Origin of the sequence: Nocardia blacklockiae, assembly GCF_015477355.1 — a bacterium.
Lineage (GTDB): Bacteria > Actinomycetota > Actinomycetes > Mycobacteriales > Mycobacteriaceae > Nocardia > Nocardia blacklockiae.
In genome coordinates this window covers 35,167-60,076 of sequence record NZ_JADLRJ010000009.1, presented here as the reverse complement: position 1 = coordinate 60,076, position 24,910 = coordinate 35,167, and the positions used below count along the sequence as shown (strand labels likewise).

The following is a 24,910-nucleotide window of genomic DNA, read 5'->3' as shown; positions in this document are numbered from 1 at the left end:
ATGGCCATGCCTTGGCGTCAATCCCTACGCCTGGGAACCTATCTCGCGAAACAAAAGGTGCTGCGCCGGGAGAAGTTCCCCATCCTGGTCGAATTGGAACCGCTGTTCGCGTGCAACCTGAAATGCGCCGGCTGCGGCAAGATCCAGCATCCACACGAACTGCTCAAGCAGCGCATGCCGGTCGAGCAGGCCGTCGGCGCGATCGAGGAGTGCGGTGCGCCGATGGTGTCCATCGCCGGCGGCGAGCCGCTGATGCACCCGCAGATCGACGATATCGTGCGACAACTGCTGGACCGCAACAAGATCGTGTTCCTGTGCACCAACGCCGTGCTGCTGCCCAAACACCTGCACAAGTTCGCCCCGCACCGCAATTTCGCGTGGATGGTGCACGTGGACGGCCTGCGCGAGCGGCACGACGCGTCGGTGTGCAAGGACGGCGTGTTCGACCAGGCCGTGGACGCGATCCGGCAGGCGCAGGCGGCCGGTTTCCGGGTGATGACCAACACCACCTTCTACGACCTGGACGCGCCGCAGGACGTCATCGACGTGCTGGACTACCTCAACGACGAACTCGGCGTCGACCACATGCAGATCGCGCCCGGCTACGCCTACGAGAAGGCGCCCGACCAGGAGCACTGGCTCGGCGTCAACCAGACCCACCAGCTGTTCTCCAAGGCCTTCGGCGGCGGGCGGCGCAAGAAGTGGCGGCTCAACCACTCTCCGCTGTATCTGGACTTCCTGGAGGGCAAGGTCGACTTCCGGTGCACGGCCTGGGCGATCCCCTCCTACTCGCTCAAGGGCTGGCAGCGGCCGTGCTACCTGCTGGAGGACAGCTACGCCGCGAGCTACCGGGAACTGATCGACGACACCGACTGGTCGAAGTTCGGCCGCGGCAACGATCCGCGCTGCGCCAACTGCATGGCGCACTGCGGCTACGAACCCACCGCGGTCGTCGCCACCCTCGGCTCGCTGCGGGAGACGATCCGCGCGGCGGTGAGCTGACCGGCGCCGGGTGCGGACGCGCGGCGTTTCGCGCCCGGCCGGTGCCGCGCGACCAGGTAGTTTTGGCCCGGTGCGACGCATCCACACCGGTGTGGACACGGTCACGGCCTTCCTGACGACGCTCGTCGCCGGGCTGTCGCTGGCCCTGCCGATCGACTTCCGGTGGACCAGCGAGTCCTCGCCGCTGCAGCTGAACCTGCTCGCCTTCAGCCAGCCGCGCGCCGTCGCGGCCGGGGCGATCGTGGCCGTGGTCGTCGCGACCGTGCTGACCGCCGCGGAGAGCGAGCTGGCGTCCTGGTGCACGACGCTCGGCGGCATCGTGACCGTCGCCGTCGTGCATCAGCTCGGCTACACCGCGGGCCCGAGCGCGCCCCTGACCACGCTGAACTTCGTCGACTCGGTGGTCGGCGGGATCCTGCTCGGCGGCGTCGGCGCCGCGGTCGCCGGCCGCCGGATACCGAGCTGCGGCTGGGTGCTCGGGATGGTCGCCAGCATCACCGTCGCGGAGGCCCTGCCCAGCACGCAGCGCGCGGGCGGCGAGGGCGCGGCGTGGACGGCCACCGACTCGCCGCCGGTCTGGCTGGTGGTCGCGGCGATCGCGATGGTGATCGTCAGCACCTACCTGAACCGCCGCGGCCAGCCCGCCGCGCGGCTGTCGGTGGAACTGCCGATGGCCCCGATCGTGGCCGGGCTGGTCCTCGTCACCACCGACGCGCTGACCGCGGAGTGGGTGTCCCGCAGCGGTGCCGGCGCGGTCGTGGTGGTGACGGCGATCGCGCTGGCCGTGCTCGTGTTCGGCGGGACGGCGCTGCTGCTGCCGGGCCGCGAGGGCGTGTTCATCCTGATGGCCGTCGCGGTCACCGCCGCGGGCAACGCGATGGTCTCGGCGACGCTGCCGGTCTGGTCGCTGCCGTGGTTCATCGTGCTCACGGCCGCCGGCATCGCGGCCGGAATGCGCTGGCGCACACCGGAAGCCGGTTTCGCCGCCACCGCCGCAGTCGCCGCGGTCGCGACGCTGCTCGCCTATCTGCACACCCACAGCGCCCTGGTCGACAACCTCGGCAACTTCGCGCTCGCCGTCGTCGCGGGCTTCGCGCTCGGCGCGGCGCTGCCGCAGCGCGGGTCGACCCGGGTGATCGGGCTGGTACTGATCGTCACGCCGTCGGCGGTCCTGGTCCTGCGGACCCGGCTGAGTTACGGCTCGTGCTCGGAGTCGCCCTCGCCCGGCGGCGGGCTGGTGTGCGAATTCAACGGGCGCGCTTCGGTGATCCCGGGCTGGGCCGCCGTCGCCGTCATCGCGAGCTGCGCGGTCTTCGCCGCGGCGCTGCGCGGCCGTCGCGTTGACAACGACACGGTCGGCGCTTAAGTTTTCCGGACCCGCGAGGCCCGAGATCACCGCGAGTCAGGGAGCCACCGATGCCGGCATCCGGTTCGACGCGCAGAGCGTTCCTGCGCACGGCGGGCCTCGGCGCGGCCGCGTTCTCCGCCGCCTGCACCGGCTTCGTGACCAGCGGCGCGGGCGGAATGGTGTTCCTGTCCACCCAGTTCCGGCCCGCCGACGAGGCCGAACGGTTCCGCACGCTGCTCGGGCGCGTCGCACCCGGCGTCAGCTACGTGACCATCGAGGAGAGTCCTTTCGCGGGCCAGGTGCGCAGCCAGGTCGACGCGGGATCGACGCAGATCGGGTTGCTGGGCGGGCTGCACGGCGACCTCGCCCCGCTCGCCGACGGATACCTGAACGACCTCACCGGACTGCTCGCCGATCTGGGCGAGCGCGGCTGGGCCGCCGACTATCTGCGGCTGGCCCGGGCGGGCACTGACCGCACCTGGTACATCCCTTGGGCCACAGCCAGTTACGTGCTCGCGGCGCATGCCGACGCGCTGGAGCACCTGCCGCCGGGCGTCGACGCGAACACGCTGACCTACGACCAATTCCTGGACTGGGCGGTCGCCGCGCGGCGGGCCAACGGCAATCGCCCGATGCTCGGCGTGCCCGCGGGGCCGAAGGGGCTGCTGCACCGGTTCGTGCAGGGGTTCCTGCTGCCGTCGTTCACCGGCGGTCAGATCACCACCTTCCGTTCGCCCGAGGCCGTGACGGCGTGGCAGTACTTCCGCGAGCTGTGGGCCAACTGCGCGCCGGCGAGCACCGGCTACGACTTCATGCAGGACGCGCTGGACAGCGGCGAGGTGCGGATGGCGTGGGACCACGTGGTCCGGCTGGCGCAGGCGCCCGCCCGGGACCCGCGGCGGTGGCGCATGCTGCCCGCGCCCCGGGGCCCGCGCGGGCTCGGGTACATGGCCGTGGTGATCGGCCTCGCGGTGCCGAAGCGCGGGCCGGATCCCGAACTGGCCCAACGCACCATCGCGACGCTCACCGAGCCGCGCAACCAGATCGAACTGCTGCGCTCCAACGGCTTCTTCCCGTCCGTGGACACGGCCGTACCCGACGACCTCCCCGCCGCGGCACGGCTCGAGGCCGACGCGCTGCGCCGTCAGCAGGAGGCGCCGGGCGCGCTGCTGTCGCTGCCGCCGGTCGGCCTTGGCAAGCGCGAGGGCGAGGTGAGCAAGGTGTTCCAGGACAGTTTCCGGTCGATCGTGCTGGGCGGGGCCGACATTCGCGCCACGCTGGATCAGCAGGCCCGGGTGCTGCAGGGCATTCTCGACGACCTGAAGGTGCCGTGCTGGGCGCCCGATCCCGACGCCGACCTGTGCCGAGTGGGGTGAGCACGATGACGACACTCACCCGGCCGCTGCGGGCCCTCACCACCCGCACCGAATGGCTGCTGCTGCTGCCCTCGATCGTGCTGCTGGCGGCGCTGTTCGGCTGGCCGCTGGTGCAGGCGGTGCTGGCGGCGTTCCGCGACGACCACGGATTCACCCTGGCGCAGTGGCGACGGCTGTTCGACGACCCGTATTTCTTCACCGCCCTGCGCAATACGCTGCTGCTCATCGTGATCGTGGTGCCGATCCAGCTGGTGCTGTCGATCGCGATGGCGTTGCTGCTACAGGCCCGGCCGCGGTTCGCCGGGGTGCACTTCTATCTGTGGTGCGTGCCGCTGGCGGTGTCCGAACTGGCCGCCGGACTGGTGTGGCTGGCGGTGTTCGGCAACCGGGGCTATCTCAATTCGCTGCTGGTGTGGCTCGGGCTGTCCGAGCAGGGCGTGCAGTGGCTCGGCTACCAGCACACCGGCACCATGCTGCTGGCCGTGGTGGTCGCGGAGGTGTGGCGCGCCACCTCGCTGGTATTCGTGATCGTCGTGGCGGGAGTGCAATTGGTGCCCCGCGACTACGACGAGGCCGCCCAGGTGTTCGGGGCGACCCTGTGGCAGCGACTGCGGCACGTGACGCTGCCGCTGCTCGGCCCCAGCCTGCAGGTGGCGCTCATTCTGCGCACCATCCTCGCGCTCCAGGCCTTCGCCGTGGCCCAGGCCCTCACCGGCCGCGACTTCCCCCTCCTGGTCGGCGAGACCTACCAGTGGTACTCGAACCTCCAGAACCCGGCCGTGGCCAGTTGCGTCTCCCTGGTCGTCCTCGCCATCTCGCTCGGCACCGCGGTCTTCTACCTGCGCACCGTACGAAACCCGGACGGTGCGCGATGAATTCGTCGACCCGGCTCCCCCCGATCGACCGCGCGCCGCTGCGCCGCCGACGCCTGCGCGCCGCCGGAGTCCAGCTGGCCTGCCTCGCGATCACCGCGTTCATGGCGGTGCCGATACTGCTCGTCGCGCTGGCCGCGGTGTCCTCCCGTGAGGCGCTGAACCGGTTCCCGAAGCCGTTGGTGCCGAGCGAGTTCGCCGCCGACACCCTGGTGTCGTTCTTCCGCGCCACCGGAACGCTTCCGGCGCTGGGCAATTCGGTGCTGGTGGGGTTGTACACCGTGTTCTGGTCGCTGGTGGTGGGCGCGCCCGCGGGATACGCGCTGGCGCGCTATGCCTTTCGGGGCAAGGACGCCTACCAGGTGTTCGTGCTGCTGGTGCGGGCACTGCCGATCGTGGTGCTCTCGGTGCCGCTGGCCACGATCTTCCTGCACCTGCGCGTCTACGACACGGTGCTGGCGGTGACGCTGATCCACACGGTGCTGGCCCTGCCGACCACGGTGCTCATCACCGCGAGCATCTTCGTCGCGGTGCCCGCCGACCTGGAGGAGGCGGCCCGCGTCTTCGGCTGCTCGCGCTGGCAGGCCGCCCGCAGAGTCGTTGTGCCGCTGGCGCTTCCGGGCCTGGCCGCCTCCTCGATCTTCACCTTCGTGCTGTCGTGGAACGAGATCCTCGGCGCGACCATCGTCACCCTGAGCCACCGCACGCTGCCCGCGCAGGTGCTCACGGCGCTGGGCGAGGCGTCCACGCCGTACCGGTTCGCGGGCGGGTTCGCGCTGATCGTCCCGGCGCTGCTGTTCATCCTCGTGATGCGGCGCTACCTGGTGAACATGTGGGGGACCACGCTGCGATGAGATCGGTTGGGACGACGGGAGTTTCGGCATGGCTGAGGTGATCCTGCACGAGCTGGTGAAGACCTACCCCGGCGGCACCGTGCGCGCCACCGACGACGTGTCGCTGGAGGTCGCCGACGGCGAGTTCATGGTGCTGCTGGGTCCGTCCGGCTGCGGCAAGACCACGCTGCTGCGCATGATCGCGGGTCTCGACCTGCCCGACTCGGGGCAGATCGTCATCGGCGGCCGCGACGTCACCTACCTGGAGCCGCGGCGGCGCAACCTGTCGATGGTGTTCCAGTCCTACGCGGTGTTTCCCAACAAGAAGGTCGCCGACAACATCGGTTTCGGCCTGCGCGTGCACGGCGTGCCCGCCGCGGAGATCCGCCGCAAGGTCGCCTGGGCCGCGGACCTGCTCCAGCTGACGCCCTACCTCGACCGCTACCCGGCGAAGCTGTCGGGCGGGCAGCGCCAGCGGGTGGCGGTGGCCCGCGCGATCGTGATGGACGCCGACGTGCTGCTGATGGACGAGCCGCTGTCGAATCTGGACGCGCTGCTGCGTCTGTCGTTCCGGGCGGAGCTGAAGAAGCTGGTCGCCGAACTCGGCACCACCACCATCTACGTCACCCACGACCAGGTGGAGGCGCTGTCGCTGGGCCACCGCGTGGCCGTGCTGCGCGACGGCCGCATCGCGCAGGTCGGCGCCCCGACCGACGTCTACGACAATCCCGCCACCGAGTTCGTCGGCGGTTTCCTCGGCAGCCCGCCGATGAACTTCCTCACCGGCACCGTCGACGCGGCACGCCTGGATCTGGGCGGGCGGTCGGTGGCCGTGCCGGCGGCGCTGTCGTCGTTCGACGGGCGCGAACTGCGGCTGGGCATCCGCCCCGAGGCGATCGGGGTCGGCGAGTCCGGCCCCGAGTCGGTCACCGGCGAACTGCGGGTGCTGGAGCCGCTCGGTTCGTCGACGCTGCTCACCGCCGACATCGGCGACCAGACGGTGAAGATCCAGGCCCCGGCCGGTTTCCGCGCCGAACCCGGCAGCACGCTGGCACTGTCGCTGCCGCCCGCGGCGATCCGCTGGTACGACCCGGACAGCGGACTCCTGCTCGCCACCGCCTGAAGGTGGCCGGAAATATGGATTTCCTGGCCGCGGCTCTGTGCCACCCGGGACCCGTTCCTCGCTAACGTGCCAGGTGGGGGCGATAGCGGCGAGGAAGGCAGCGCATGGCGTTCGACTACGACGTGGTGGTCATCGGGTCCGGCTTCGGCGGCAGCGTCACCGCGCTGCGCCTGACCGAGAAGGGATATCGGGTCGGCGTGCTCGAGGCCGGCCGCCGGTTCGCCGACGACGAATTCGCCGCGACCTCGTGGCGGGCCCGCCGCTTCCTGTGGGCCCCGAAGCTCGGCTGCTACGGCATCCAGCGGCTGACCCTGCTGAAGGACACCTTCATCATGAGCGGCGCGGGCGTCGGCGGCGGCTCCCTCGTCTACGCCAACACCCTCTACGAACCCCCGGCGAAGTTTTTCGCCGACCCCCAGTGGGCGCACATCACCGACTGGCGCGACGAACTCGCACCGCACTACGACCAGGCCAAGCGCATGCTGGGCGTCACCGTCAATCCGGCCACCACCGCGGCCGACCGGGTGCTCGCGGAGGTCGCCGCGGATCTGGGCGTCGCCGACAGTTACCGCAGCACTCCGGTCGGAGTCCTGTTCGGCGGCAAAGGGACTCGGCCCGGACAGGACGTGCCCGACCCCTTCTTCGGCGGCGTCGGCCCCGCGCGGCGCACCTGCACGCACTGCGGCGAGTGCATGACCGGCTGCCGGCACAACGCCAAGAACACCCTGGTCAAGAACTACCTGTACCTGGCCGAGCGGGCCGGCGCCGCGGTGCACCCGCTCACCACGGTCGTCGACGTGCGGCCGCTGCCCGGCGGCGGGTACGCGATCGAGACCGTGTGCACCGGACGCTGGATTCGCAAGGCGCGCAAGACCTTCACCGCCGAACAGGTGGTCTTCTCCGCCGCCGCGCTCGGCACCCAGCGGCTGCTGCACCGGCTGCGCGACACCGGATCGCTGCCGCATCTCTCCGACCGGCTCGGGTACCTGTCGCGGACCAATTCCGAGGAGCTGCTCTCGGTGCGCAGCCGCGACCGGAGCACCGATTTCACCAAGGGCGTCGCGATCACCTCGTCGGTGCATCCCGACCCCGACACCCACATCGAACCGGTGCGTTACGGCAAGGGCAGCAATGTGCTCTCGCTGATGACGACGGTGATGTTCGACGAGGACGGGCAGACCTCCCGGGTCCGGCTGTGGCTGCGCGAGCTGCGCCGCAGCCGCCGCGACCTGCCCACCATCCACAACCCGCGGCACTGGTCGGAGCGGATGATCGGGCTGCTGGTCATGCAGTCGGTGGACAACTCCATCACCACCTACACCCACCGCGGCCTGTTCGGCCGCCGGATGACGACCGAACAGGGTGTGGGACAACCGAATCCGACGTGGATTCCGGCCGGGCACGAGGTGGCCCGGCGGGTCGCCGACAAGATCGACGGCATCCCTACCGGCAGCATCACCACGCCGTTCGGCATCCCGATGACCGGTCACTTCATCGGCGGCTGCGTCATCGGCGACTCGCCCCGCACCGGGGTCATCGACCCCTATCACCGCGTGTACGGCCACCCGGGGCTGCACATCATCGACGGTTCGACCATCTCGGCCAACCTCGGGGTGAACCCGTCGCTGACGATCACCGCCCAGGCCGAGCGCGCGGTGGCGCTGTGGCCCAACCGGGGCGACGCCGACCCGCGGCCCGAACTCTGCGCGCCGTACCGCCGGCTCGACCCGATCGCGCCGCGCAACCCCGTCGTGCCCGCCCACGCGCCGGCCGCGCTGCGCCTGCCGATCGTCGAAATCACCAGCGGCGACACCGAACTCAAGAATTGATGCCCGCGGTCAGGATGGCCGCCAGCTCCCGGTAGGCGTGCGCGTCGTCCATGCCGATGCTGCTTCGCACGCCGCCCTGCTGGATCCGGACCATCATGGTGGCGACCAGATCACCGGCGAAAGCGGCGTGCACGTCCCGGAATTCGCCCGCCGCCACGCCTTCGGTGATCAGCTCGCGCACCCGGCGCGCGGCGATCCGGGCGTTCTTCTCGTAGACCTCGCGCGCGGGCGCGAAGGCGTCCAGGTCGGCCATGAAGCGCTCCGACGCCGCCGCGAGCGCCGTCCCGACCGCCGACAGGTACGCGGCGATGCGGCGTTGCGCCCCTTGCTCGTTGGCGATCTGCGCTTCCACCGCCGCGGTCGCGCGGCGGAAGAAGTGCACGGTCGCGGCCCGCACCAGCTGCTCCTTGCTGCCCGCGAGGGTGTACAGCGTGGACTTCGAGCAGCGCAGGCGCGCGGCGATGTCGCCGAGGGTCAGGTGCGCGAAGCCCTCGGCGAGGAACAGGTCGACCAGGGCGTCGAACAGTTCGGTGCGCCGCCGGGTGGCGAACTCGGTCCGGGTGGGCTCGGCCATATTCGAGATAGTACTGACGTACTGCTTGCGGTACTGTTCGACGGCACAGTACCGTGAGCGGTAATTCGGTACTGTCCACCGTTCGTCCAGCAAGGAGTCCCCGCGTGGCCGTCGATCGCCTGCTGCCCACCGCCGAAGCGCGGGACCTGATCCAGCTCACCCGCGAGATCGCCGACAAGGCGCTGGCCCCGATCGTCGACGCGCACGAGAAGGCCGAGACCTATCCCGAGGGCGTCTTCGCGACGCTGGGCGAGGCCGGGCTGCTGAGCCTGCCGTATCCGGCCGAATGGGGCGGCGGCGACCAGCCGTACGAGGTGTACCTCCAGGTGCTCGAGGAGATCGCGGCCCGCTGGGCGGCCGTGGCCGTGGCGGTCAGCGTGCACAGCCTGTCCTGCTACCCGCTGATGACGTTCGGCACCGACGAGCAGCGGCAGCGGTGGCTGCCGGAGATGTTGGGCGGCGGCACGATCGGCGCCTACAGCCTGTCCGAGCCGCAGGCCGGCTCCGATGCCGCGGCACTGTCCTGCAAGGCCGTCCCCGGCCCGGACGGCTACCGCGTCACCGGCACCAAGGCCTGGATCACCCACGGCGGCCGCGCCGACTTCTACACGCTGTTCGCCCGCACCGGCGAGGGCTCGCGCGGCATCTCGTGCTTCCTGGTCGACAAGGACACGCCGGGCCTGAGTTTCGGCAAGCCTGAGGAGAAGATGGGCCTGTCCGCGATTCCCACCACCGCCGCGCACTACGACGACGCCCACGTCGACACCGAGCGCCGCATCGGCGCCGAAGGGCAGGGCCTCCAGATCGCTTTCAGCGCACTGGATTCCGGTCGTCTCGGCATCGCGGCGGTGGCGGTCGGGCTGGCCCAGGCCGCGCTGGACGAGGCCGTGGCCTACGCCGGTCAGCGAACAGCGTTCGGCCGCAAGATCATCGACCACCAGGGCCTGGGCTTCCTGCTCGCCGACATGGCCGCCGCCGTCGACTCCGCCCGCGCCACCTACCTCGACGCCGCCCGTCGCCGCGACGCCGGACTCCCCTACTCCCGCAACGCCTCGGTGGCCAAACTGGTCGCCACCGACGCCGCCATGAAGGTCACCACCGACGCCGTCCAGGTGCTCGGCGGCTACGGCTACACCCGCGACTTCCGCGTCGAGCGCTACATGCGCGAGGCCAAGATCACCCAGATCTTCGAGGGCACCAACCAGATCCAGCGCCTGGTCATCGCCCGCTCCCTGGCCGCTTCCTGACCCCGGTAGACGCCCGCGCGGTGCTACCGGAACCGCAGCGTGCCGCGCCGCAGGCCGCCGAGCAGCTGACCCGCCAGCAATCCCAGCAGCAGTCCGCGCTCTTCGCCCGCGACCTTCCGGGCCAGGGCGACGCTGCTCAGTTCACGCAGGATCACCGGCAGCCGCAGCGCGGGCAGCCCGTTGCCCGGAAAGTCGGCATGTAGTCGTGCCAGCCCCCGGCCGCGGGCCCAACCCTGCCGCAGACCCGCGCGGAAACCGTGCCGGTAGCGATAGGCGACCAGCGCGGCGGGCAGGTAACCGACCCGGAACCCGGCGCGGTGGACCCGGAATCCGAATTCGACGTCCTCGTTGGCGGGATAACCGACATCCAGACCACCGACCTTCCGAAAGACGGCGGCCCGGCACGCCATACTGCATCCGACCACCACCGGCACGGGAGCATTCACCGGCTGGAACGCGTCCGGTTCGGGTATCTCCGCCGCGACGCGCGCCGCGCCGGGATTGAGCGAACGGCCCTCGACCGCCGAACTCACCAGGTCGTATCCCGTGTCCAGGAACTCGACGAGCCGACTCGCCCACTCTCGGGTCACGCGGTCGTCGTGATCGCAGAAGAGCAGGATCTCCCCATCGGCCGCCTCGGCGCCCGCGTTGCGCGCGTGCGCGGCCCCGCGCACCTGCGCCGCATCGACCCAGCGCAACCGCAGGCGCGCCCGCAACCGATGCCCGAGAATGTGTTCGCGCATCGCGACCGGCGAGCCGTTGTCCGCGACGACGACTTCGAGGGAACCGGCGTAGTCCTGTTCCGCCAAGGCGTCGAGTTGAATATCGAGATAATTCACATCCTGCGCCGTAGTGACATAGGTGGGAATCACAACAGAGACACTGGGCAACACCATTTCCGCACTTCCTCTCACCACACACCTGCGGTGACGGTACAAAAGGTCCGGAAAAAATTCGCGTCGAAGAATGGTGTCCGCGATGTTACGCCGGTCACGACAGAACTATTCGTGTCTTTATTCGACCGTCGAAATGTGCGGCAAACGTGATGCCGCCGACAAAACGTCCGGCACTCACTGCCCGACGGCCGGGCTGACCTCTCGCCACTCGTGTTCCCACGCGGCGCTGCGCCGACGGTTGAGCACCCAGGCGGTGATCCAGACCGACACACCACAGGCCGCGGCCACACCCGACAGGGCGAGTAGTCCGATGCCGATGCCCTGCCCCACCGCCGCGTCGATCGGGACCGGGTCGGTGGTCGGCCGCCCGTCCGCGCCCACCCACAGCTCGATCCGGTCGCCGCGGCGCGCGGTTCCGGCGACGTCCACCGTCGCCTCGCCCGCGCGGCCGCCGTCGCTCCAGCGCACCCGCGCCTGCATCCGATCCATATTCACCCGGCTGGTCGCGGGCACGCGGACGGGGTCATCGGAGATCACGGCCGGCACAACGGCTTTCGCGGCGTTGTCGGCCTCGATCCGGACCACCGCCGCGCGGTATCCGGCCAGGCCCACCGGCACCGAGGCCGGCACCGCCAGCAGCACCACGACGATCGCCAGCAGCCTGATCCAGCCCTCCAGGCGATCGACCGGCCGCAGCATCGGGTTCCGTGCCCACGGGGCGAGCCGCCAGGCCCGCAGCACCTTCGACGTCTCCCGTGCCATCTCGCCTCCCACGCGCGCACCGGTCTCTCGCACCGCTCGTTCGCGAGATGCCCGCCCTGCGCGCGCCGAAACCCGCGCTGCCCCGGGGGAAACGGGGAAATTCGATCAGGTGACCGCGAAGCGGCGGCGCGCTCCCAGGGGCCACGCGGCGCGCGGCATGCCGTGCCGATCCAGATCGATCAGCACGAAGGGGTCGCTGGCCCAGGATCGCGTGCGCGGATGCGCTTGCTGGTAGGTAGCCTTCAGAATCTCGTACTCGGACGAACCGGGCATGACGACCCGGCCGGTTCCGGTCAGGCGGTCCCGATCCGTGCGGATGGAGACCGGATGCGGCAGGCGGAAACTCCGCCACCAGGTAGTGGTCTCGGCCTTGTGCACCCGCACGACGACGGTGCCGCCCGACCGTGCGTACGGTACGGGCAGGATGCAGCGCGCTCCCGAGTTCCGGCCCTGGAAGCGCAGCTCTCCGATGGTCCGGCGCAGTCCGACCGGTAGGCGCAGCGCCATCAGCAGCGCCGACGCACCCAAGCCCGGTGTGTTGTTCCTAGCGCTCACGTCGGCCGCCTTCCCGTCGTCGCATGTTCGGTGACATGCTTCGATGATCCGGCGGCCGGCCTACCGGCCCCAGTGACCTAAGTCCCTGCGGAACACACCTTTCGGCCGTAACTCGATCGAAACCGGCGGTACGGTTCGCACATGCTCCCCGGGGTGCCGGGGGCTAGCGGCCCAGCGCCGAGGCGAGCTGGCTCTTGCTCATCTTGGAGCGGCCCTTGATGCCGCGCTGGCGCGCCTCGTTGTACAGCTGATCGCGGGTGGGTCCGCCGGGACCGCTGTGCGAGCGCTGCCCGCCGCGGCGCTGCGGGGACATGTCCCGCACGCTCGACTTGCTCGCCGTCCGCGACTGCCCGGACTGGGCGCGGTTCTTGTTCACCGTGCGCGCCGCGATCTCCTTGGCGCGGCGGGTACTCGCCCCGCGACTCTGCTCGGAGTCCTTGATGTGCTCGTATTCGCGTTCCTGCTTCGCGGTCCACTGCTTCGGCATGTCCTACCTCCACTGTTACGGAATGAGTTCCTGCACTTTGGCTTTCGCGCCCTGCGCCATCAGGTGCAGCGCGTCCGGGTCGCCGCGCAGCAGCGCCGCGGCGGTGTCCTTCAGCTGGTCCCAGGTGGCGTGCGGCGGGATCGGCGGCATCTCCGGGTCGCATCGGACGTCGAGCAGCACGGGGCCGTCGGCAGCGAACGCCCGCTCCCACGCGGGCCCGAGTTCGTCCGGGTCGTCCACGGAGATCGCCTCCAGGCCGGCGCAGCGGGCGACGTCGGCGTAGGAGATCTCCGGAAGATTCTGCGACTCTTCGAATTTCGGCGCGCCGCCCATCGCGCGCAGCTCCCAGGTGACCTGGTTCAGGTCGTTGTTGTGGAAGACGCAGACGATCAGGCGCGGGTCGCTCCAGCGGTCCCGGTAGCGCGCGATGGTGAGCAGTTCGGCCATGCCGTTCATCTGCATGGCGCCGTCCCCGGCCAGCGCGACCGCCGGGCGGTCGGGATGGGCGAACTTCGCCCCGATCGCGTAGGGCACGGCGGGTCCCATGGTGGCGAGGGTGCCCGACAGCGAACCGCGCATCTCGCCGCGCATCCGCAGGCACCGGGCGTACCAGTTGGTGGAGGACCCGGAATCGGCGGTCACGATGGCGTTCTCGGGGATGCGCTCGGAGAGCTCCCACACCACCCGCATCGGATTCACCGGGTGGGCGTCGAGCATCGACTGCCGCTCGACGACCTGCCACCAGCGCTCGACGTTCTTCTCCACGGTCTCCCGCCAGGACCGGTCCTGCTTGCGCTGCACCAGTGAGATCAGTTCGGCGACAGTGGCTTTGGCGTCCCCGACCAGATTCACCTCGGTCGGGTAGCGCATGCCGATGAACGCGCCGTCGATATCGATCTCGATCGCGCGGGCCTGCCGGAAGTCGGGCAGGAACTGCGAGTAGGGGAAATTGGACCCCACGATGAGCAGGGTGTCGCAGTCGCGCATCAGCTCGTAGCTGGGCCGGCTGCCGAGCAACCCGATCGGCCCGGTGACGAACGGCAGATCGTCGGGCAGCACATCCTTGCCCAGCAGCGCCTTGGCGACGCCCGCGCCGGTGCGCTCGGCGAGTTCGGTGATCTCGGCGGCCGCGCCCCGGGCGCCTTGGCCGACCAGGATCGCCACCTTCGACCCGGCGTCGATGATCTCCGCCGCGCGGCGCACCTCGTCGGCCGGGGGGACGACGGTGCCCGGCCGCACCAGTCCGGGCGGGCTTGACGGCACCTGCTTGAACTCGTGCGCGGGCGGTTCGTACGGCTGTTCCTGCAAATCGGCGGGCACGATCACCGCGGTCGGCGCGCGCCTGGTCAGCGCCACTCGGATCGCGCGGTCGAGCGCGTTGGGCAGCTGGCTCGAGACATTGACCTCGACCAGATAGTCGCTGGCCACGTCCTTGTAGAGGCTCTGCAGGTCGATTTCCTGCTGATAGCTGCCGCCCATGGCGCTGCGGGCCGTCTGACCCACGATCGCCACCACCGGCACGTGATCGAGCTTGGCGTCGTACAACCCGTTGAGCAGGTGGATCGCACCGGGACCGGAGGTGGCGGTGCACACCCCGACCCGTCCGCTGAACTTGGCGTAGCCGGTGGCCTGGAACGCCGCCATCTCCTCGTGGCGGGCCTGGATGAACGCCGGGTCGCCGTCGGCTCGGCCGAAAGCGGCCACGAGCCCGTTGATTCCGTCACCGGGGTACCCGAAAACCTGTTCGACACCCCAGTCTCGTAGCCGCTGCACGATGTGGTCGCCCACTTGTTGCTCAGCCATCGCCTCTCCTGTCCGTCTCGGGTGGTCCGGGGGCGCATTCGGCCGAATACCCGGCAAGTAGCAGGCCAATCAGGGAACCTGCGCGACAGCCGGGGTCACGGTGAAGTCGAGCCCGAAGTTGTTGAAGGTCAAGGGAAGCGGCGCGTCCGGGGTGGGGCGCGGGTGCGACCGCAGCCGGAGGTGCACGGCGCTCAGCAGGTGCGCGAGCAGCGTACTGGTGGTGAACAGCACGAGATTCTGTCCCGGGCACACCGCGGGACCCGCGCTGAAGGGCACCAGCTGCGGGTACTGCTCGGCGCGTCCGTCGAGCCAGATCTCGGGAGTGAAGCGGTTCGCGAACGGCAGCAGATCCGGATCGCGGTGGAACGCGGTGACCGGAATCAGCAATCCCGCACCGGGCGCGAGCGTGAACCGGTCCGCGCCGGTGCGCCAAGCCGTCTCCGCGGTCAGCTCGCGCAGGATCATCGGCGTCGTCGGCCACAGCCGCACCGACTCCTGCACGCACGCCCGCAGATACGGGCGCAGGGTCGGGTGGCCGGGGTCGGTGGCGTCCGCCGCGGCGCGGGCGTGCTCGCGCGGGTGGGTCGACAAGGCGGCCAGGGCGCGGCTGGTCGCCATGCCCGCGGCGTCGAAGGCGAACAGCCAGTGCGGAATCTGGCCGACCGGATCGACGGCCCCGCTGCCCGGCAGCTGGGCCAGCGCACCGGCCAGGCTGTCGGGCCGGGCGTCCTCGACATAGCGGTAGAGGCGATCGAAAAACCGTTCCCGGCCGCGGCGGCGCGGCGGAACCAGGAACGACCAGTTCGCGGCCGAGCGCAACCGCCACAGCTCGTCGGTGATCTCGTGATCCTCGCGCGCCGCGTCGCCGAGGGCCAACCGCCGAACCAGCCGCCACCACGCGGTGGTGAACTGCGCCGCGTCCAAGTGCCCGCGCTGCCGCGCCGCGGTGATGATCTCGTCCGCCTCCTCGCCGATGATCTCGGCGAACGGGCCGGCCAGCCGGTGCATCGCGGAGTCGGTGTCGAGCGCGGCCTCATTGAGCGCCCGGCGTTCGTCGCGGACCGGTTCCTCGGAGACCAGCACGCCGTGCGGCTGGAATTGGCGTAGCGCCGCGCGCTTCTCCCGGTTGGCCGGGTGGAACGGCGTGGGCGCCTGCGCCAGGACCCTGGCCACGTCGTCGGGGTCGAGCACCACGACCATCCGGCGTCCCGGCACCGCCAGTTCGACCGGACCGGACCCGTAGGCGCGCCGCAACTGCCGCACGCGTTCGACGGTGCGCCGGTCCGCCTGTATCCGTTCCAGCACACCCATGACCGCCCGGCGCCGGGCGATCACGCCCGACGCGACCGCGGCGAATCCGAGGTCGGCCAGAATTGCCGCCGCCCGCACCCCGGTGATCCGGTGGCCTCCGCTCATGTGGTCCTCCCGCCTGCGCGAACCGGGCCGCCCGCCATCCCGGCGGCCCTGCTGTGTGTGGCCGCCGCCTGCGTCCGGCCGCGACTCGTTTACGGGTGCTTCCGCTGGTCGCGGGCGTCAGTGGCCGCGCTGGTCGGTCAGGGCCAGACCTTCCTTGGCCTTGACCCGCCGGTGTTCGAGCAACAGCCAGGCGACACCGGCCACGGCGCACACCGCGGCCACCACGCCGGCCACGACCGCCCAGCCGGAGAAGCCGTACCCGGCCGCGGTCAGTGCCAGCGCCATGGCGACGATTCCCAACGCGCACAACACGATTCCGGGCACGTTGTAGCCGTCTTCCAGGCCCTCTCCGGCGTGGTTGCGCGAGGTACGCATCTTGTCGGGGAATCCCGCCGGGCCCCGGCGCGCCGTGCGACGGCCGGATTCGGGCTCCTCGGCACTCGAGTAGTCGAGGGCGCGAATCGATCCCTGCCGATCGGAGACATGGTCCATGGTGATCACACTCCCTTCATCGAGGCGCATACCCACCGGCCGCGATTCGAACCGGTCGGCCCGCCGTGCGATGCGCCTCCCACATTCGGAGTAATTGCCGCGCGACTTCGGGGTATCCGGCACAGGTGACCATCGATACCGATCCCGCCGCGCGCGCCCTCCCCCGCCCGCGCGGAGAGCTTTCCGGCGCCCTCGCCGAGTTGCTGCGCGGCGATACGAACAGTGTCGACCTCGACGTCGCCGACGCCGACCCATACGGCGAGGACCTGCAGCTGGCCCTGCACATGTGCTACGAACTGCACTATCACGGCTTCGCGCCGGTGGACCCGCGCTGGGAGTGGGATCCGGAGCTGTTGCGGTTGCGCGCGCGGCTCGAGGACCGGTTCCACACCGCGCTGCGACACGACGTGCCGGGCGGCGACGACCTCGCGGCCGAACTCGAACAGCTGATCACCGAGCCGGTCGAGGCGACGGGTGTCGGGGCGTTCCTGCGCGACGAGGGCAAGTGGTGGCAGGTGTGCGAGTACTTCGCGCACCGCTCGATCTATCACCACAAGGAAGCCGATCCGTACGCGTGGGTCATCCCCCGGTTGCGCGGGCAGGCCAAGGCGGCGCTGGTCGCGGTCGAGTTCGACGAGTTCGGCGGCGGCCGCGGCGAGCACGTGCACGCCCAGCTGTTCGCCGATCTGCTCGACGGCGCGGGCCTGAATTCGGAGTATCTGCACTACCTGGACGCGACACCGGCGCCGATGCTGGCGCTGGTGAACATGATGTCGCTGTTCGGGCTGCATCGCGCGCTGCGCGGCGCGCTGGTCGGGCACTTCGCGACGGTCGAGATCACCTCGCCGCCCGCGGCCCGGCGCATGGTGGAGGCGCTGGAGCGCCTGCGCGCCGATCCGGCGTGCGTGCGGTTCTACGCCGAGCACGTCGAGGCCGACGCCGTGCACGAGCAGATCATGCGCCGCGAGGTGATCGGCGATCTGCTCGCGCGGGAACCGGAGCTCACCGAGTCGGTCGTCTTCGGCATCCAGGCCACCGGCCTGCTCGAGGAACGCATCGACCGCCACCTGCTCGACAGCTGGCAGGCCGGGCGCAGTTCACTGCGCGACGTCGAATCCGGCTCGATCCGGGAGAGAGTGGAGGTCAGCCGTGCCGACCGAACCGCAGTCTGAGCGCCGCCGGGTCACCCTCACCAAGGAGGGGCCCGCGCTGATCGAAGGACCGGTGGATCTGGTCACCGACGACGGCACCGTCGTGCACTGCGATCGTTTCGTGGTCGCGGTGTGTGTCTGCCGCCGGTCGCGGACCTATCCGCTGTGCGACACCAGCCATCGGCGGCACAAGCGGCCTCGGGACTGACGCCGAGGAGTTCCGGTAACCGCGTCGTGAGTTCCGCCGAATAGCGCCGCGCGCATTCAGTCCTCTCGAAACGCGTCCGCGCGGTGGGACAGGCGTTCGGCGAAGGTCTCCGCCCAGGCCACCGACTCCGACTCGTCGACTATCTCGGGCCTGCGCCGGGTGACGCGCAGGCCTCGCGGTTCGTCGGGGCGTGGCGCGAGGCCCGGCTGCGCGTTCGCCGCCAGCAGGCGCACCGCCCAGGCGAGGTACGCGTCCAAGCGCATGCCCGCGCACTCGGCCGCGTCGGTCAGGCTGAGCCATTCGGCTTCGTCCACGGTCACGGTCACCGTGATATCCCGGGTCGACATACGGGGTCACGATAGCCGGTCGCGCCGACGATGCCGACCGGTAGGGGTGATCGCCGCCACTGCGCGACCGATCGGCGCCGCACGCGGAATCCGGTCACGGGCGGCCCGCCGCCGGTAGGCTGACGGAGCGGACGGGCCGGTGCGACGTACTGTCGCGGCGCGAAAGCGCTTGGCCGACAGTGTCTTCGAGGGAGGCGGCGAAATGGATCCCCGGTACCCACTGGACGAGACCATCGATATGGACACACCCAGCATCGCGCGCATGTACGACTACGTGCTGGGCGGCGGCGCGAACTTCGAGACCGATCGGCGCGCCGCGGACGCGATCCCGGACGGCATGCCCGGCAGCCGGCAGTGGGCCCGCGCGAACCGGGGTTTCGTCGGCCGGGCCGTAGCGGCGCTGTGCGAGCTGGGCATCGACCAGTTCCTCGACCTCGGCTCCGGCGCGCCGACCGTGGGCAGCCCGCACGAGATCGCGCTGCGGCACAACCCCGCCGCCCGCGTCGCCTACGTCGAGCGCGAGCCGGTCGCGGTGGAGTACGCCAACAAGATGCTCGTCGATCAACCGCAGGTCTCGATGACCTGGGCGGACCTGCGCGACATCGACAGCGTGCTGAACGCGCCGGGCGTCGCGGGCCTCCTCGATTTCGACCGCCCGATCGCGGTGCTGGCCATGGCCGTCCTCGACCTCCTCGAGGACGTGGACCCCCTCGAACTCACCGCCGCCTACCGAGACGTCTGCCGCCCCGGCAGCGCCCTCGCCCTCTCCCACGCCGTCGGCCTCACCCTCACCCTCGAACAGCAGGAACAGGTCCTCTCGGTCATGCGCCGAACCAACACTCCCGGAGCGGGTTTCGGCACCATCGAAGACGTCGCCGCCCTCCTCACCGGCTACCGAATCCTCGAACCGGGCATAGTCCCCGTCGGCGCCTGGCGCCCCCACGACCCCATCGACGACGAGGTGGCCCGCCGCGCCAATTACGTCGGTGCGGTGGGCATCAAGACCCCGGACGGCACGTCGGGTGCGGAATAGCAACTGATTCCGGGCGCGACGCCGTTAGCCGAGCACGGACGCTTGGGCTGGGCCACAATACGGACGTGAACGCGCCGCATCGAACTCCAGCACCCTCCCCCGCGACCGGGGCTCCCGGCCCGCGGGTCGCGGACGAGGCGGGCGAGAATCGCCTTGCCCTGGCGGCGATTACCGATGCGCTGTTGGCGCTCGTAGGCGGTTTCGCGTTGTCGCAGCGGGTATTTCACGCCACCGACGGTGTCGTCGCGTTCTGGGGAACGTTCCTCGCCTGCGCGCTGGCCGTCTCGTTCGTCAACCAGGTGGGCGGCACCGTGCTCTTCCGCGGCAGCGTCGCCAAATACCTGTTCGGAATGCGAGTGATCCGCTGGAAGGACGGCCGCCGCCCCGGCTTCTGGCGTGCCTTCGCACGGTGGCTGTTCGGATTCGTGATCGTCGGCCTACAGTTCGCCCTGGAGGGCGCAAGCGTCGGACAAGCCTGCGGCCTACGCACCGTTCGCCGTCGCGACCTGAATCCCGCTTCGCCACCGGACCGGAAACGCTGACCGAGTATCGAAAACGGCCCCGGAACCAGTGGTTCCGGGGCCGTTCCGTTAGTAGCGGGGACAGGATTTGAACCTGCGACCTCTGGATTATGAGCCAACGAGAAACAGTCCCCACATGTCGCCGCCTATCACGGCATCCTGTCTGCGCAGGTCAACAAGGTTCCGGTCGTCCGCAGCGTCCGCGTTGTCCCACCCGTATCGAGGGGTCGCGTTCTGTCGTGATGCCAAATTTGGTGCCAAACCCCCTGCGATGACCACTAGTTTCGTCGGTCGCGGCGCTGACCGACCATCCTGTGGTCGGCCGCTAGTCGTCTTCAGCGTCGCGACAGCCCGCGCCGGAGACGCGCACCGCAGTTCTTGGTGCATCACCGCGCGGTTTGATGTCCTGGGATCCATCCACATCGCCGGAAACCGGCCGATGTTTGCACGTGTTGCGAACAACCACGGCCCTCGGGACCCCCTCCTGGCCCCGCCGAAGCGTGACGCAGGCTCCTCTTCCACAGTGTCACTGTCGTCGCACGACGGGTGATGACCCTGGGCTGGTTGAACCTAATGCCACTGGCAACCGGTACTTCACAGGCAATAGCTCGGTGTGTGCCCGCGGTCAGGTGACGTCTTTGAGTTCGTCGAGTTCGATCTCCTCGTCGGGATCGACGGTGCGGCGATAGTCAGGGTGGTCTTTGTCCATCTTTGCCGCGAGGTGGACGGGTGCCGGGTAGCTGGTGCGGCCGTCCCAGGAGCTTCCGATCCAACCAATGAGGAACGCATGTCGAAGGATCCAGCCGTAGGACCCCAGACCCGAGCCCCGTGTACGCTGGGGCTCCCACGTCTCGTCAACCTCATCTGGTCAGCGAAACGGCCTCGGCAAGAAGGCTACGTCCGTCACCGACGTCCCGCAAAGCCGGTAATCGCTCGCCGTAAGCCTGAGGATGTGTCGAGCACCTTCGGTGTTAACACCCCCTCTTCGGCAGCGATGGGTGTGTAGTCCCTTCTGCATCCAATCCGAGGGAGGGGCCCACAGCGCGGTGGAGGACGCGATGGCTATGGACGAGCGTATCGGTGGGCCATTTCTGCGGGATGGCGACTTAGTCACCGACGCGGCGCTCGAGGTCGACGACCCGGATGCCTTCGATCACCGTGCGATCGCTCATCGCATAGCAGAGCTGGTGTGCGTAGCGGTGCCGCCGGTCAATGTCGCGCTGTTCGGGGCATACGGCTCGGGCAAGTCCAGTGTCTTCGCCACGAAGAAACACGCTGTCGAGAGCCGTAGCCACTCAACTAGGGTAATCCGTTACGACGCATGGAAGTACGGCGGCAAGGCGCTCAAACGCAACTTCATAACCAGCGCAGCCCACAGCTTGCAAATCGACCAGCACGAACTTCGCATCGATCTGCACAACCAACAAGAGACCAACCACTTCGACTTGCCGGGTTGGCTGTGGCGCAGCCGCGGCAACCTCTTCGCGGGAGTCGCCGCGGCAGCCGCTTTCGCCCTGATCTGGGGGCTACTCATGGCCGCTGCCACTGTATACGCCGCCGACGTCTCCCGGCGTGACGCGCTTGTAAGCAATCTCGTCCCCGCCGGGACGGTGTTCTCGCTTGCGCTCATCGCGCTGCTGGTCGGCCCCAAAGCACTCGAATCCGCAAACATCAAGATCAGTACGCCGGCGCCGACCGATGACGACGAATTCGCGATCGCTTTCGAGAAGCTGGTGCGCAAAGCGACCGGCCGCAAGGGCCGTTTGGTCGTGTTCATCGACGAACTCGATCGATGCTCCCCCGAAGATGTCGTGTCCACACTGATCGATCTCAAGACTTTCCTCGATCACGACGGTTGCGTCTTCATCGTCGCTGCCGACCGTGAAGTTTTGGTCCAAGCACTACAAAAGGTTCCACAGGCCAAGCCTCTTAGAGAGCATGAACCGTACTACGCCACCCCAGGAGCTTTCCTGGACAAGATCTTTCAGCATCAACTCGCATTGCCACCGCTGCGGCCGCAAGCCTTGGGCAGGTTCGCCCGAGATCTGGTGTACAACCACGACGGCATCTGGGCCGAACTGCGGGCAGTCAACGAACGGGATCGCGCGTTCGACCAGGTGATCTATACCTTGATTCCCGCGCATGTTCGTAGCCCACGCCGGGTCAAGGTCCTCCTGAACGCCTTCGCTACCAACATGCGTGTCGCGCAAGCGCGCAGTATCGACCACCTCGCGCAGGCCACCGAAATCGCGAAACTCACGGCTCTGCAGACAGAGTTCCCTGCCGTCGCCGCTGATCTTCTCACAGTGCCACGGCTGTGCTCAATGCTGCTGGCCCCACCGCAGGATGTTCCCGATACCGTGCAGAAAGTCCTGCAGCGCTACAGGGTCCAGGAATCGAGACCGGCACCCCCGTTGGGCCAGGCTGAACCACACAGTCCAGCCGGCCCGCTTCTGGGGACCGCATCGGAGGCTCACGACAGCGGCGCAAACGTCGCACGGCGTGCGGAGCAGCGGCTCAATCTGGAACTCTGGGCGTACCTTCGCAAGACTGCCGCGATCGGCGTTGACGACCCACGCCCAGAACTGCTCTATCTCAAAGGTGCCGGCGCCGAACAAGGCATTTTCGATCCCCAGCTCGGTCACATCATCGATTTCGCAGGCGAGACACCGCCGCAGGACACTGTCGCTGCCTTCGCAGACCAGACCCCTGCTGTCCTCCGAATCGCCGCGACCCTCATGGCGCAGCATTCCGATGCCGAATTCGGTCCCGCCAAAGCGTTTCTCGTCGAATCGGTATGCCGGTTGGCGACGCTGCTCGGCGGCGAGGAGCTCACGCCCATCGCAGCACAGCTCGCGCCGAGCATCGCGGTGTTGACAGCTGACCCAGGTTGGACACCACATATGCTGCCAGGCGCGGTGCTCATCGCCGCCACCGCCGACGACACCCAGGTGCTGGACAAACTCATAGCTCTGCTCGATGAAGCGGACCCCGAACAACTTGCCCAGGTCATGCCAGCGCTCGCCCATCTGACCAACGACAAACACCGAGAACGGCTGCTCTCACAGGTCGCACGCGTCTATCCCATCGATGCCCAGCCACTGCTCGATGGGCTGGCAGACCTGCCCTCTATTCACGCCACCGCCCTCTGGCACGCCGCGAGCCCGGTTGTGGTCGAGTACTGGAGCGAGCTGGACACACCCGCAGAGCCGCCAACAGCTACGACCGCCAGTACAACGACCCCGCAACAGACGCCGGCTCACGACCCGGCATCGGTCGACGCACTCGTCAATGGGGTCGCCGCGATGCTCGAAGCGGTCTGTTCACGTAGTGAACCCAACGTACGGCTGATGTCCGAAGTCCTGCTCGCAGTCCAACAACTCGAATGCGAAGATCACCGACTGCACAGCACCATCCGCCGTTCCGCAGATCGGATCCTCCCAGCACTTACCGACCCGACCGCACGACAGTGCCATGCCCTGCTAGGTCTTCACCGCGGCTTCGTCGAAGACATCGACTTCTGGGGAGAATTTCTGCTTCTCTCGCCTGCGCAGCCTGATCCGGTCGCTCGTGACGCCGTCACAACTCTGCTTGCTGTGATCGTGGCCGAACCGGCCAGCGAAACGACGAACATCGTCACGGTAATCGCGTCCGTCGTCGCGTGTATCTCAGAGAACGATGCGGCTGACATCGTCGCCGACGCGGCAACCGAACTGAAAACGCTTCAATGGTCCGGACCCGACACACTCGCACGCCGCCAGCACTACTACGCCGCGCTGAACGTCCTCGCTACGCAGGACCAGTCCGCTCACGACATCCAGGTTCACGACATCAGCGCGGCGCTCACTGCGAACGACTACTCGACCGGCGTCGCGGACCAAGTCCTGCAGCTTGTCCCCACCCTGCAGCCCACGGTCGCGAACCATGTCCTGGACGAACTCGGCGAGCCCAACGCCGCACAACCCAATGTCATCGAGCACGCCCGAATCTATCTGGCGCTGAACCAACAAGCCGGCGAGTCACCGCTCCCCGCCGAGCGCATAACAAGCCTGGACGCCACCGGTGCAGACCACCAGCGGCTTACCAAAGAATGGATGGCCACCTCACCTGCCCACACCGCCGTAGCCATCGTCATTTCCAAGCTGACATCCTACTTCCCGGACCAGGAACTGCGCAGCTACTGCGCATCCCTGTCGCCGCAACACCGCACCGAGCTTTGGGTGCGCACACGAGGAGACGGAGTTCCGGGTGACATATCGAAGGCCATCGGGCAAGCCGGAGTCGGTGTCGAAGCTGTCCAGTTCATTTCCCACCGAGTAGCTGTCGAGAACCGTCAGGCCGAACGCGACCGAGCCGTCGAACACATTCTGTCCGTACCGGTCGATGCAACTGCCGCTGCCGCGGCGAATGAGCTGGCGCTACAGTTGCTCAACCGCGAGTGCAAAGGTGATGCCAAGCTCGCCGCGCAGATCATTGGCCACGCCGGTGTGGCCCACGGGTATAAGGAGAGATTGCGACAGCAGTTCCGCGCCTACGATCAAGCTGGCACGTTCCCAAGCGCTCTCCGCAATGCGCTCGTCACGCAGAACCTTCTGCCAGCCAAGAGTAGGAGCACCAAACGCGGAGCGGTCCAACGACTCCTCGACAACATCAAAAAATAGGCGCAGTTCCGCGGCAACAGCTTGTCATCGAACTACTGAGAACTGACCCGGCAGTCTGCCGAGTTGTCTCGGTGTGGCCCTTGCCCGAGGCAGCAACTTGGCACCAGCCGCGACCGTTGAAGCTCTGCCCCGGACGAAGGTCCCCCGTCCGCGCTGTCACGCGCATAACCGGGCCGGGACGACAAGGACACCACGGCACAGGTGATATTTAGTTCGGCTAATGATGCCAACGTGATGCCAAATCAACACGAAAACGGCCCGGAACCAGTAGGTTCCGGGCCGTTTCCCCTAGTAGCGGGGACAGGATTTGAACCTGCGACCTCTGGGTTATGAGCCCAGCGAGCTACCGAGCTGCTCCACCCCGCGTCGGGTAG

At 68.8% G+C, this 24,910-nt stretch carries 23 protein-coding genes and 1 tRNA gene; 13 read left to right on the top strand and 11 right to left on the bottom strand.

Annotation, left to right across the window (positions count from 1 at the left end; translation table 11 throughout):
- The 7 genes from hpnH to IU476_RS25075 all read left to right on the top strand — a co-directional run bounded on the left by hpnH (position 1) and on the right by IU476_RS25075 (position 8,383).
- Complete coding sequence (hpnH, locus tag IU476_RS25105) at positions 1 to 1,002, top strand: adenosyl-hopene transferase HpnH (protein ID WP_195104067.1); 1,002 nt, start codon at positions 1 to 3, stop codon at positions 1,000 to 1,002.
- 70 nt (positions 1,003 to 1,072) lie between these two features.
- Positions 1,073 to 2,368, top strand: coding sequence for a hypothetical protein (locus IU476_RS25100; RefSeq protein ID WP_195104066.1), 1,296 nt, complete (start codon positions 1,073 to 1,075; stop codon positions 2,366 to 2,368).
- A 50-nt stretch (positions 2,369 to 2,418) separates the two neighbouring features.
- Complete coding sequence (locus IU476_RS25095; RefSeq protein ID WP_195104065.1) at positions 2,419 to 3,726, top strand: ABC transporter substrate-binding protein; 1,308 nt, start codon at positions 2,419 to 2,421, stop codon at positions 3,724 to 3,726.
- A 5-nt stretch (positions 3,727 to 3,731) separates the two neighbouring features.
- Positions 3,732 to 4,601 carry a carbohydrate ABC transporter permease gene (locus IU476_RS25090; protein WP_195104064.1) on the top strand — a complete coding sequence of 290 codons (870 nt, stop codon included), beginning with the start codon at positions 3,732 to 3,734 and terminating at the stop codon, positions 4,599 to 4,601.
- Complete coding sequence (locus tag IU476_RS25085; RefSeq protein ID WP_195104063.1) at positions 4,598 to 5,452, top strand: carbohydrate ABC transporter permease; 855 nt, start codon at positions 4,598 to 4,600, stop codon at positions 5,450 to 5,452. Before IU476_RS25090 ends, IU476_RS25085 begins: the two co-directional genes overlap by 4 nt.
- Before the next feature lie 28 nt (positions 5,453 to 5,480).
- The gene (locus IU476_RS25080) at positions 5,481 to 6,554 is read left to right on the top strand and encodes an ABC transporter ATP-binding protein (RefSeq protein ID WP_195104062.1); all 1,074 of its coding nucleotides are present in this window, start codon (positions 5,481 to 5,483) and stop codon (positions 6,552 to 6,554) included.
- Between the two features lie 104 nt (positions 6,555 to 6,658).
- Entirely contained in the window at positions 6,659 to 8,383 is a 1,725-nt protein-coding gene (locus IU476_RS25075) for an FAD-dependent oxidoreductase (protein WP_195104061.1), read from the top strand.
- Here IU476_RS25075 and IU476_RS25070 read toward each other — a convergent pair.
- Positions 8,373 to 8,957, bottom strand: coding sequence for a TetR/AcrR family transcriptional regulator (locus tag IU476_RS25070; protein ID WP_195104060.1), 585 nt, complete (start codon positions 8,955 to 8,957; stop codon positions 8,373 to 8,375). The genes IU476_RS25075 and IU476_RS25070 overlap by 11 nt on opposite strands.
- Before the next feature lie 104 nt (positions 8,958 to 9,061).
- Here IU476_RS25070 and IU476_RS25065 point away from each other — a divergent pair, with 104 nt between their 5' ends.
- Positions 9,062 to 10,204, top strand: coding sequence for an acyl-CoA dehydrogenase family protein (locus tag IU476_RS25065; RefSeq protein ID WP_195104058.1), 1,143 nt, complete (start codon positions 9,062 to 9,064; stop codon positions 10,202 to 10,204).
- A 23-nt stretch (positions 10,205 to 10,227) separates the two neighbouring features.
- Here IU476_RS25065 and IU476_RS25060 read toward each other — a convergent pair whose 3' ends face one another.
- The 7 genes from IU476_RS25060 to IU476_RS25030 form a co-directional block, all read right to left on the bottom strand.
- Positions 10,228 to 11,100 carry a glycosyltransferase family 2 protein gene (locus IU476_RS25060; protein ID WP_195104057.1) on the bottom strand — a complete coding sequence of 291 codons (873 nt, stop codon included), beginning with the start codon at positions 11,098 to 11,100 and terminating at the stop codon, positions 10,228 to 10,230.
- Between the two features lie 174 nt (positions 11,101 to 11,274).
- Complete coding sequence (locus IU476_RS25055) at positions 11,275 to 11,862, bottom strand: Rv1733c family protein (RefSeq protein WP_195104056.1); 588 nt, start codon at positions 11,860 to 11,862, stop codon at positions 11,275 to 11,277.
- 105 nt (positions 11,863 to 11,967) lie between these two features.
- Positions 11,968 to 12,417 carry a hypothetical protein gene (locus IU476_RS25050; RefSeq protein ID WP_195104055.1) on the bottom strand — a complete coding sequence of 150 codons (450 nt, stop codon included), beginning with the start codon at positions 12,415 to 12,417 and terminating at the stop codon, positions 11,968 to 11,970.
- A gap of 163 nt (positions 12,418 to 12,580) precedes the next feature.
- Positions 12,581 to 12,904: a plasmid stabilization protein gene (locus IU476_RS25045; protein WP_195104054.1), complete on the bottom strand. Its 324-nt coding sequence runs from the start codon at positions 12,902 to 12,904 to the stop codon at positions 12,581 to 12,583.
- Positions 12,905 to 12,919: 15 nt separating this feature from the next.
- Positions 12,920 to 14,707, bottom strand: a complete 1,788-nt coding sequence (locus tag IU476_RS25040) for a thiamine pyrophosphate-requiring protein (RefSeq protein WP_195104052.1) — start codon at positions 14,705 to 14,707, stop codon at positions 12,920 to 12,922.
- A gap of 69 nt (positions 14,708 to 14,776) precedes the next feature.
- Complete coding sequence (locus IU476_RS25035) at positions 14,777 to 16,123, bottom strand: cytochrome P450 (RefSeq protein WP_195104050.1); 1,347 nt, start codon at positions 16,121 to 16,123, stop codon at positions 14,777 to 14,779.
- Between the two features lie 117 nt (positions 16,124 to 16,240).
- Complete coding sequence (locus IU476_RS25030; RefSeq protein WP_324194280.1) at positions 16,241 to 16,615, bottom strand: hypothetical protein; 375 nt, start codon at positions 16,613 to 16,615, stop codon at positions 16,241 to 16,243.
- 125 nt (positions 16,616 to 16,740) lie between these two features.
- Here IU476_RS25030 and IU476_RS25025 point away from each other — a divergent pair, with 125 nt between their 5' ends.
- Both IU476_RS25025 and IU476_RS25020 read left to right on the top strand, forming a co-directional pair.
- Positions 16,741 to 17,787 (top strand): iron-containing redox enzyme family protein, encoded by a 1,047-nt coding sequence (locus IU476_RS25025; RefSeq protein ID WP_195104047.1) that lies wholly within the window; start codon positions 16,741 to 16,743, stop codon positions 17,785 to 17,787.
- Positions 17,765 to 17,974, top strand: coding sequence for a CDGSH iron-sulfur domain-containing protein (locus IU476_RS25020; protein ID WP_195104045.1), 210 nt, complete (start codon positions 17,765 to 17,767; stop codon positions 17,972 to 17,974). Before IU476_RS25025 ends, IU476_RS25020 begins: the two co-directional genes overlap by 23 nt.
- A 56-nt stretch (positions 17,975 to 18,030) precedes the next feature.
- Here IU476_RS25020 and IU476_RS25015 read toward each other — a convergent pair whose 3' ends face one another.
- Complete coding sequence (locus IU476_RS25015) at positions 18,031 to 18,321, bottom strand: hypothetical protein (RefSeq protein ID WP_195104043.1); 291 nt, start codon at positions 18,319 to 18,321, stop codon at positions 18,031 to 18,033.
- 202 nt (positions 18,322 to 18,523) lie between these two features.
- Here IU476_RS25015 and IU476_RS25010 point away from each other — a divergent pair, with 202 nt between their 5' ends.
- On the top strand, positions 18,524 to 19,354 hold the full coding sequence (locus IU476_RS25010) for an SAM-dependent methyltransferase (protein WP_195104041.1): 831 nt from the start codon (positions 18,524 to 18,526) through the stop codon (positions 19,352 to 19,354).
- Between the two features lie 65 nt (positions 19,355 to 19,419).
- Entirely contained in the window at positions 19,420 to 19,896 is a 477-nt protein-coding gene (locus tag IU476_RS25005; protein WP_195104039.1) for an RDD family protein, read from the top strand.
- Between the two features lie 604 nt (positions 19,897 to 20,500).
- On the opposite strand, the gene IU476_RS37405 is transcribed toward IU476_RS25005, so the two are convergent.
- Entirely contained in the window at positions 20,501 to 20,644 is a 144-nt protein-coding gene (locus tag IU476_RS37405) for an RNaseH domain-containing protein (RefSeq protein WP_500048431.1), read from the bottom strand.
- Between the two features lie 289 nt (positions 20,645 to 20,933).
- Between IU476_RS37405 and IU476_RS25000 the strand changes: the two genes are divergently transcribed.
- The gene (locus IU476_RS25000) at positions 20,934 to 24,536 is read left to right on the top strand and encodes a P-loop NTPase fold protein (protein WP_195104037.1); all 3,603 of its coding nucleotides are present in this window, start codon (positions 20,934 to 20,936) and stop codon (positions 24,534 to 24,536) included.
- A gap of 292 nt (positions 24,537 to 24,828) precedes the next feature.
- Here IU476_RS25000 and IU476_RS24995 read toward each other — a convergent pair.
- Positions 24,829 to 24,902: transfer RNA gene (locus IU476_RS24995), tRNA-Met, on the bottom strand.
- Positions 24,903 to 24,910: the final 8 nt, after the last annotated feature.

Excerpts from the sequence above, each read along its gene's own strand:
- hpnH (WP_195104067.1), top strand. The coding sequence starts at position 1 with ATGGCCATGCCTTGGCGTCAATCCCTACGCCTGGGAACCTATCTCGCG.
- IU476_RS25075 (WP_195104061.1), top strand. The coding sequence starts at position 6,659 with ATGGCGTTCGACTACGACGTGGTGGTCATCGGGTCCGGCTTCGGCGGC.
- IU476_RS25040 (WP_195104052.1), bottom strand. The coding sequence starts at position 14,707 with ATGGCTGAGCAACAAGTGGGCGACCACATCGTGCAGCGGCTACGAGAC.
- IU476_RS25055 (WP_195104056.1), bottom strand. The coding sequence starts at position 11,862 with ATGGCACGGGAGACGTCGAAGGTGCTGCGGGCCTGGCGGCTCGCCCCG.
- IU476_RS25060 (WP_195104057.1), bottom strand. The coding sequence starts at position 11,100 with ATGGTGTTGCCCAGTGTCTCTGTTGTGATTCCCACCTATGTCACTACG.
- IU476_RS25085 (WP_195104063.1), top strand. The coding sequence starts at position 4,598 with ATGAATTCGTCGACCCGGCTCCCCCCGATCGACCGCGCGCCGCTGCGC.
- IU476_RS25070 (WP_195104060.1), bottom strand. The coding sequence starts at position 8,957 with ATGGCCGAGCCCACCCGGACCGAGTTCGCCACCCGGCGGCGCACCGAA.
- IU476_RS25080 (WP_195104062.1), top strand. The coding sequence starts at position 5,481 with ATGGCTGAGGTGATCCTGCACGAGCTGGTGAAGACCTACCCCGGCGGC.
- IU476_RS25090 (WP_195104064.1), top strand. The coding sequence starts at position 3,732 with ATGACGACACTCACCCGGCCGCTGCGGGCCCTCACCACCCGCACCGAA.
- IU476_RS25000 (WP_195104037.1), top strand. The coding sequence starts at position 20,934 with ATGGCTATGGACGAGCGTATCGGTGGGCCATTTCTGCGGGATGGCGAC.
- IU476_RS25095 (WP_195104065.1), top strand. The coding sequence starts at position 2,419 with ATGCCGGCATCCGGTTCGACGCGCAGAGCGTTCCTGCGCACGGCGGGC.
- IU476_RS25015 (WP_195104043.1), bottom strand. The coding sequence starts at position 18,321 with ATGTCGACCCGGGATATCACGGTGACCGTGACCGTGGACGAAGCCGAA.
- IU476_RS25030 (WP_324194280.1), bottom strand. The coding sequence starts at position 16,615 with ATGGACCATGTCTCCGATCGGCAGGGATCGATTCGCGCCCTCGACTAC.
- IU476_RS25045 (WP_195104054.1), bottom strand. The coding sequence starts at position 12,904 with ATGCCGAAGCAGTGGACCGCGAAGCAGGAACGCGAATACGAGCACATC.
- IU476_RS25010 (WP_195104041.1), top strand. The coding sequence starts at position 18,524 with ATGGATCCCCGGTACCCACTGGACGAGACCATCGATATGGACACACCC.
- IU476_RS25035 (WP_195104050.1), bottom strand. The coding sequence starts at position 16,123 with ATGAGCGGAGGCCACCGGATCACCGGGGTGCGGGCGGCGGCAATTCTG.